Raw genomic sequence first — 6,407 nt, 5'->3', positions numbered from 1 at the left:
ACCCAAATAGGTTTGCTTGGCATATAACGCAATTTAAATTCATTTTTGACGTTCACAGAATGTCGCACTGCACCGAAAACATAATAGAAACCATTTTTGCTATTAACATGCTTAGCATGGCGAGTTTGACATTCTTCCAATATCACCTTAGCTAACCGTGGATTTTCTACCCCTGATACATAATTAACTGCATCACATTCTAATTTACCCGACAGTAAGCGTTCAGCTGAGAAAGGCATGTGCCAAATTTTATCTTCTGTCATGATCTATATCCTATAAAAATCTATTAACTACAAGCATCACTAGCAGGCTGTAACACTTTTCGTGGTCTCCCTGATTTCACTTTAACCTTATCATTTCCCATGCCGATTGCGCGATCATTGGTTTTAGCAAGCTTAAAGTAATAATCTGTTTTGGCTAGATAAGGTAGAACATAAGTGAATAAATTATCAATCATGGTCTTATTGCTAGCGTTTAATTGCCCTATCGCCAAGTGTTTATACTTGTCTTTATTGGCATTACAGTTCCAATAAATTCCTTTAACTACATCGCAGCTTTCATCATGGGTGAGTTTATTCCACATCTCACCCATATCCATCGCAATGCTAATATCCTCACGGTGTTTATCACCGTCCAACATCAACAAACAGTGATAATGAAAGCTCTTATCAACCCCATACTCCAATTTCCAAATAAAGCCTTTCACATCATATTTTCGCTTAATGATCCTAAAAAACTTCGCTCGATAGTCTTTGATCGTTTTAAGATCACTGGCAATCAAACTACTTTCTATATCAAGACGCTTTTCATAAAACGTTCTGGTATCAGTATCATCGTAGACGTCATCGTTTAATGTCTCACTCAACTTGTCATATGCCAGTTTTTTTTGTGTATCTAAGTAATCTTTGTTAAATGCTAGGTCTAATCTAATCAACAGCAGATTCGCTTTATATGCAATCAAACTTTCCACATACTTTTTCAGATCGCGATTGGTTCGATGAAACGCTTTAATCGCTTTCTTAACCTCAACCGTGGTTTCTTCACTTTGTAATGCATCCACAAGGGATTTGAGTATCATATCTTCATTTGCTATAGCATTTGGACTTAATGCTAAATTCTTTATCCCAGACTGAAAAATATGGTCAAGTTCCAACTCACTAAAATTTGCTAGCCATCGTAAATAAGCATTAACGTATGGGCTATACTTTTTATCGTTATACGGTAACAATTCATCCAAAGGCTTAGCGCCATGAGGAATCATCGCTACGCCAGTATGATTTTTCCAGAACCATAGATAAATATTTTTGGTATTCAAAAATTTCTTTAACGAATCCTTTTTCTTGTCAATTGATAAATCTTTACTAGCTAATTTTTGTAATACCTCATCAAAGCGAATATAATTTAAGACATCGTCATAATCGGTAGAAGGAATTAATCGAATAGTCTTACCAGCTTTCTCAGTATAGCTAAAAAAGCTCTCTTTGAACTGATATAAAAAGTCTATGTCATTTGACATAATTGTTTACCTTAGCTAATATATTGATTTTCAGTAATGATTGTACCAAACAATCATTACTCTAATATAAATTAACAAATGTTTATTTTTTATGTTAATAACATAAATACCGAAAATGATTTACCTAGGCTATTTCCGGCAATATAAAGCAGGATCACCTCTTATTTCCGTAAGACCGCGCACAAGTGCGACGCTTAAACCCATTGTAGCAGTGTCAAGTTACGTAGTCAATATGGTAAAGTTAGGTAGTATAAAATTTATTCTCTTATTTTTGTAATTTACGCTGTCATTAACAACGATATATATGAATTTAGGTAATACTAAATCCATATATATTAAAAAAATGGAATTTATTGTTTTATAAAAATTTGTTTACTTATTATTTTGTTATTTATTGTTTTTTATATTGACTTTTATAAAAAATATAAAAAAATAAAAAGCCAATTATACGTGGCTTTTTATTTAAACTAAACATTTAATTGCTTGATTAGCTTACCTTCCTTACACTCTGCCGAAGCCCTTGCTCCATCGATTGCCACTGTCCATCGGATGAATTACTATTACTCCCCACTGACCGAACAATCGCATCGCTATCCGCATCAGCATTGTAAAACTCCTCCACGATTGCCAATCCCTCATCTGAATCCACCTCAAACGCTGAATTGGCATAGCCAAGTTTAGCCACCTCCTCTAACGCCTGCTGATTGAAGCCAGACTGTAGTTGCTGGGCATGAATCGCCTGAGCATTTTCCACCGCATCCTTTAAGCTCACATTATCCTGCAAGGTCAAATCCACGTAGTAGATGGGCGTACGATAGCTTTGTGTCGTACTCTTCCCACGAATCATCAACTGTAACGGTAAGCAAGACAACAACCCACCCGATACCGCATTAAAGTAGCTTAGTCTTGCCATCAGCGTTCTGATTGAATTGTAGCCCGTGGTACGAAAGATAAATGAGCCTAGCTCATCGACATCATCTAAGTTGGCGTATAAACGTCCAAATACCTTACAGTTACCATTTTGTCCAATAGGACATAATTCTGGGCTTGGGCAAGGCAATTGCTCTACGCCGTTTTGGGTACGTCGTTGGCACAGCTCACCATTGCCCACACAGATGGGTCTGCCAGTCTGCCGATCAAACAGGGTGTACTCTGCTCGAAGGTTTAACTCAGGCGTGTTAAATAGCATCCGTACAGGAATATGGCGTAATTTACCATTACTGGTTAATTTGGCATTATCCCTAAGTTTGTCATCAAGTGGATGCTTAATCCAACCCTCCTTGCTTTGCACTTGGCTGGTAATGGTGAATTGGTCATCTTTTTCCGGTAAGCGTTTACCATTTCTCTCAACGACTTTACCGATGGTGATTCTGCCTAAAATAGGCGGTGTGATGGTTAACCCTTTAATCATGGGTGTTCTCCTTGGTTTAATTTAATAGATTGGTTTAAAAGGCTTGCTTAATTGGCTGATTGAATCAAATAAAAAGCCCATGCTTGACCAGCAAACATGGGCGATATAGTGATTGGGATAATGGGATGCTTGTTAGCTTGAATTACGCCTTGGTATTCACCAGAAAACGACGACTGCCTTGCCTTACCTGTGGATATTGATTAAGTAGCTCGGGTTGGTCTTTGAGCAGTGCCTTAGTATCTAAACTCACGCTATCTTTAGCTTTCTTCCAGCTAACTGAGCCTAGACTAAATAACGCTTTTTCGGCATCTTTGATATGCATCTGTATCCGCTGTTTAAGTGATTCATAGTTGTCTGCATGGACTTCCATTAAGTTCTTTTCAGCCAGTAGCTGACCAAATAGCATATTCATGTCCTCGTTTTGGCTAAAATCGAGGGTTTTATCCGCCGTGGACTGAGAATACAATTGAGTAATTGCTTTCGCTGCTGATTCGCTACCATCGGCAGGGGGCGGTACATCGTTTTGCACATACTTCCAGAATCGCCATTCTTGTGTAATTAGCTTTTCAATCAGAATGTCATCCCGTTTGATTTCATACACCCTAGCTTCATGCCCACAGATGAGTACACAGACATGGGCTAAACTTTTACCTGTCACCGCTAACTGGTGCTGTACTTGGCAAGTGACATACACCGGTACGCCATGTTTCCATAGCTTTGCGCCATGCTCCCCTGTGGTTTTAATCTCAAGCACACCGACGTCTGACTTATTAACGGCATAATCAAGATTGGCAAGCATAAAGGATTTATCGGGGTCAGGATGTTGCAGGACTGCGTTAACACGGCGCACTTTATTGCCTGTCTTAGCGGTGTAGTACTTGGCAATAAGGGGTTCTAACTCTTTACCCCAATATAGCGGTGAATAGGCATTTTCCATCAGCCCATCGGATAAGTCTGGGTTTTGTCGTCCTGTCTTAATCAGCCATAGCTCAAGCATAGACATGTAAGGATTAAGCCCACAGGCTGCGGCGGCATCACTACCGCCAATGCCTGTGTTTCGAACGGCTAACCAGTCTTGATGGCTTAAGTTTTTAGTATCAGCGAGGCGTCTAGCCGATTTGGGTTCATGTCCTGCTGGGCGTACCTGACTACTGCGGTGGTTTACCACTACAGGCTCTAAGGTTAGTTCCTTAACAGATTGACTGTCATTAGGACTGGAGGATTGGATCGGTAGGGTTAAATCATTCATGCTGTTATCTCCTTTGGTTAAATGTTTGTAAAAAAAGGGCATAAAAAAACCACGCCTTATTGCTAAAGCGTGGTTGTTACAGTGTTTTAGATAGTAGATAAATTGCTTTAAGCGACTTGTTCTAATGACTGATGCTAGGCAATCAATCGCATCGCTTCCTCAAGCCCCTTTTGCTTTAAGTTAGCGCCTGTGCCAAACCAAGCTGAGTCTAACCGATGATCGGTAGACATAGCCCTGCGTTCATGGTCAACAAATTCAGTCACGGCACACAATAAGCCATAAGCGGTATCCCTTGCTGAATCAAGATCAGCACCTCGACCTTGACCGTTAAACATGGTCATGATTTGATTCATGGCTTTAGCGTTTGGCACTGCTTTTTGGGTTTGCTTGGTCGTAGGAAACATAATGAGCGTATCATCGATATTGTTAAACAAGCGGTTGAGATAATTAGTCGCTTCCGCTTGAGTTACCCGCCGTTCGGTGAGCTGCTTCATTTGGTACATATGCTCATTCCACTGATTGATGGAAATACCTAACTGATTCTTCACCTTAGTGGCATCAAATACGGTGCTATGGGGAACTTTCACCACACTGCCTGACTTATCAGCTAGGCTAATCGCCAAGGTGTTATTACACACTACCCGAATAGAGGTAAATTGGGCAGTCGTAGCAAGCGTACCATCACAAGCGGTTGCCAGTAAAATATAGCCATTTGAAACGTCTTTACCTTTAAGGGCTGTGGATTGTCCTGTTTTCGCCAGTGCCCAGAATTTACGACCGCCTTTGAGTACGCCTGCGGTTTCAAGCTCAAAGTCGGCTTGCTCAGTCAAATCCCGATAAAACTCCAAGATTTCACGTGGCTGGACTTCTTGGTAGCGTTGTGAGACGACGGATAGCGGTTCAAGCGTATCTGAGCGATACAACACTTTGTTATCAGCAAATGGCATAATGAGCTTACCACCTGCGGCATGATTGGCATAGTAGCTGACATCGGATGATTCGATTGTCCAGTCCATGCCTGCTTGTTCTGCCCAAACTTCGATGGGTTGATTGGGGGTAAGCTCGTTACCTAAACCGTGCCAAGGGGTTTCGCCAACATATGCCATTGTTTGTACTTCGTGTGCCATAAGATGTTCTCCTTTTTTGTGTTAAATTTAATAGAGTGATTGGACAGGCTATGTCGCATTTAACGTTGTTGCATCAAAGACGTATTCACAGTCAATGCACTGCATTTGTTGTGAACCTGGAAAGATGGTGAATTTGGTTTGTACTAAACTTATCGCAATATTAGCGACCGTGCTGATGGCAATACCTGCATAGGGTGGCAGTCGATAAGCATTACAAATACTGGAACTTAACCCCTCTATGATCCTAGGATGCAATAGTGTTTGGTTTAGGGGTAAGCTGAAGTTAATATTATCATTACCAAGCTTGTATACATTGGATGAATGACAGTTAGGACATAAGGTTTTTATGGGCATAGAAACTCCTTGTTAGGTCAAATTTGTGGCATAAAAAAAGGTCTGCTTTTTAGGGCAAACCTTTTACATAATGCTGTTTACATAAGCCATTACGAATACTGAATGGTTATGTCATATGCGTAATATATATCTGAAATACTTTAGAAATGACTGAGTTAGCTGATGAATTTAGCCTAATGTTAGCTTTTCTACTATTAGTTGACTGATGTCTGCTGAAACAAAACGAAGAGAATATTTAGTAAGCTAGTAACCTAGAAAGGATTTTACCTTTAAGTTTTTAAATTTATTACCTTAATTGGTGCAAATTAACATTTTTTGCTTCAACCAAGAAGTAATATGCACCATTTTGACGTTGGCTAACCTTACTATTTTTATATGAAATTCCAAGATTGTTTATAAATTAAAATAATATTAAAGCTATACCAATATCCTATAATCATAGGATAAGTATATGATATTTAATAAAATGTTATAATAAAATTTTAATTCTTTAGGTATTGGCACTACTTTTGCTCTAGCTCAATTAGGTTTAAATAGCTTAATAAAGAGAGGTGTGAAATGAGTACCCATGAAGAAAATCCCCTAGTTGAGGCGCCACAAGAAGGGCGAAAAGGATTTTGGCCAATTTTTTTAGTTTTATTCAGTTTTACCTTTTTTACAGGCACTATGTTTGCTGGCGGTAAAATAGGCGTTGCATTCGATATTTCTACTATTCTATTAATTACCGCACTAGGCAATCTACTGCTTGCA

At 39.3% G+C, this 6,407-nt stretch carries 5 protein-coding genes and 1 pseudogene; 1 reads left to right on the top strand and 5 read right to left on the bottom strand.

The genetic code is table 11. The features are described from left to right. The 5 genes from RTR63_RS11390 to RTR63_RS11370 form a co-directional block, all read right to left on the bottom strand. The coding region (locus RTR63_RS11390; protein ID WP_312524353.1) for a hypothetical protein at positions 1-263 on the bottom strand (263 nt) is incomplete at its 3' end. A gap of 23 nt (positions 264-286) precedes the next feature. Then, entirely contained in the window at positions 287-1,516 is a 1,230-nt protein-coding gene (locus tag RTR63_RS11385; RefSeq protein ID WP_312524351.1) for a YagK/YfjJ domain-containing protein, read from the bottom strand. Positions 1,517-2,003: 487 nt separating this feature from the next. Continuing rightward, positions 2,004-2,927: a recombination directionality factor gene (locus RTR63_RS11380; RefSeq protein WP_312524349.1), complete on the bottom strand. Its 924-nt coding sequence runs from the start codon at positions 2,925-2,927 to the stop codon at positions 2,004-2,006. 142 nt (positions 2,928-3,069) lie between these two features. Continuing rightward, positions 3,070-4,176 (bottom strand): YqaJ viral recombinase family nuclease, encoded by a 1,107-nt coding sequence (locus tag RTR63_RS11375; RefSeq protein WP_312524347.1) that lies wholly within the window; start codon positions 4,174-4,176, stop codon positions 3,070-3,072. Positions 4,177-4,310: 134 nt separating this feature from the next. After that, positions 4,311-5,303, bottom strand: a complete 993-nt coding sequence (locus tag RTR63_RS11370) for a DUF932 domain-containing protein (RefSeq protein WP_312524345.1) — start codon at positions 5,301-5,303, stop codon at positions 4,311-4,313. Positions 5,304-6,215: 912 nt separating this feature from the next. On the opposite strand from RTR63_RS11370, the pseudogene RTR63_RS11365 reads away from it, so the two are divergent. Further along, a pseudogene (locus RTR63_RS11365) lies at positions 6,216-6,407 on the top strand (cytosine permease); the annotation flags it as partial.

This window comes from Moraxella sp. CTOTU47724, assembly GCF_032014955.1.
GTDB classification, from domain to species: domain Bacteria; phylum Pseudomonadota; class Gammaproteobacteria; order Pseudomonadales; family Moraxellaceae; genus Faucicola; species Faucicola tetraodonis.
Note: the sequence above shows the minus strand (reverse complement) of the source record. Positions and strands in the feature narration are given on the sequence as shown.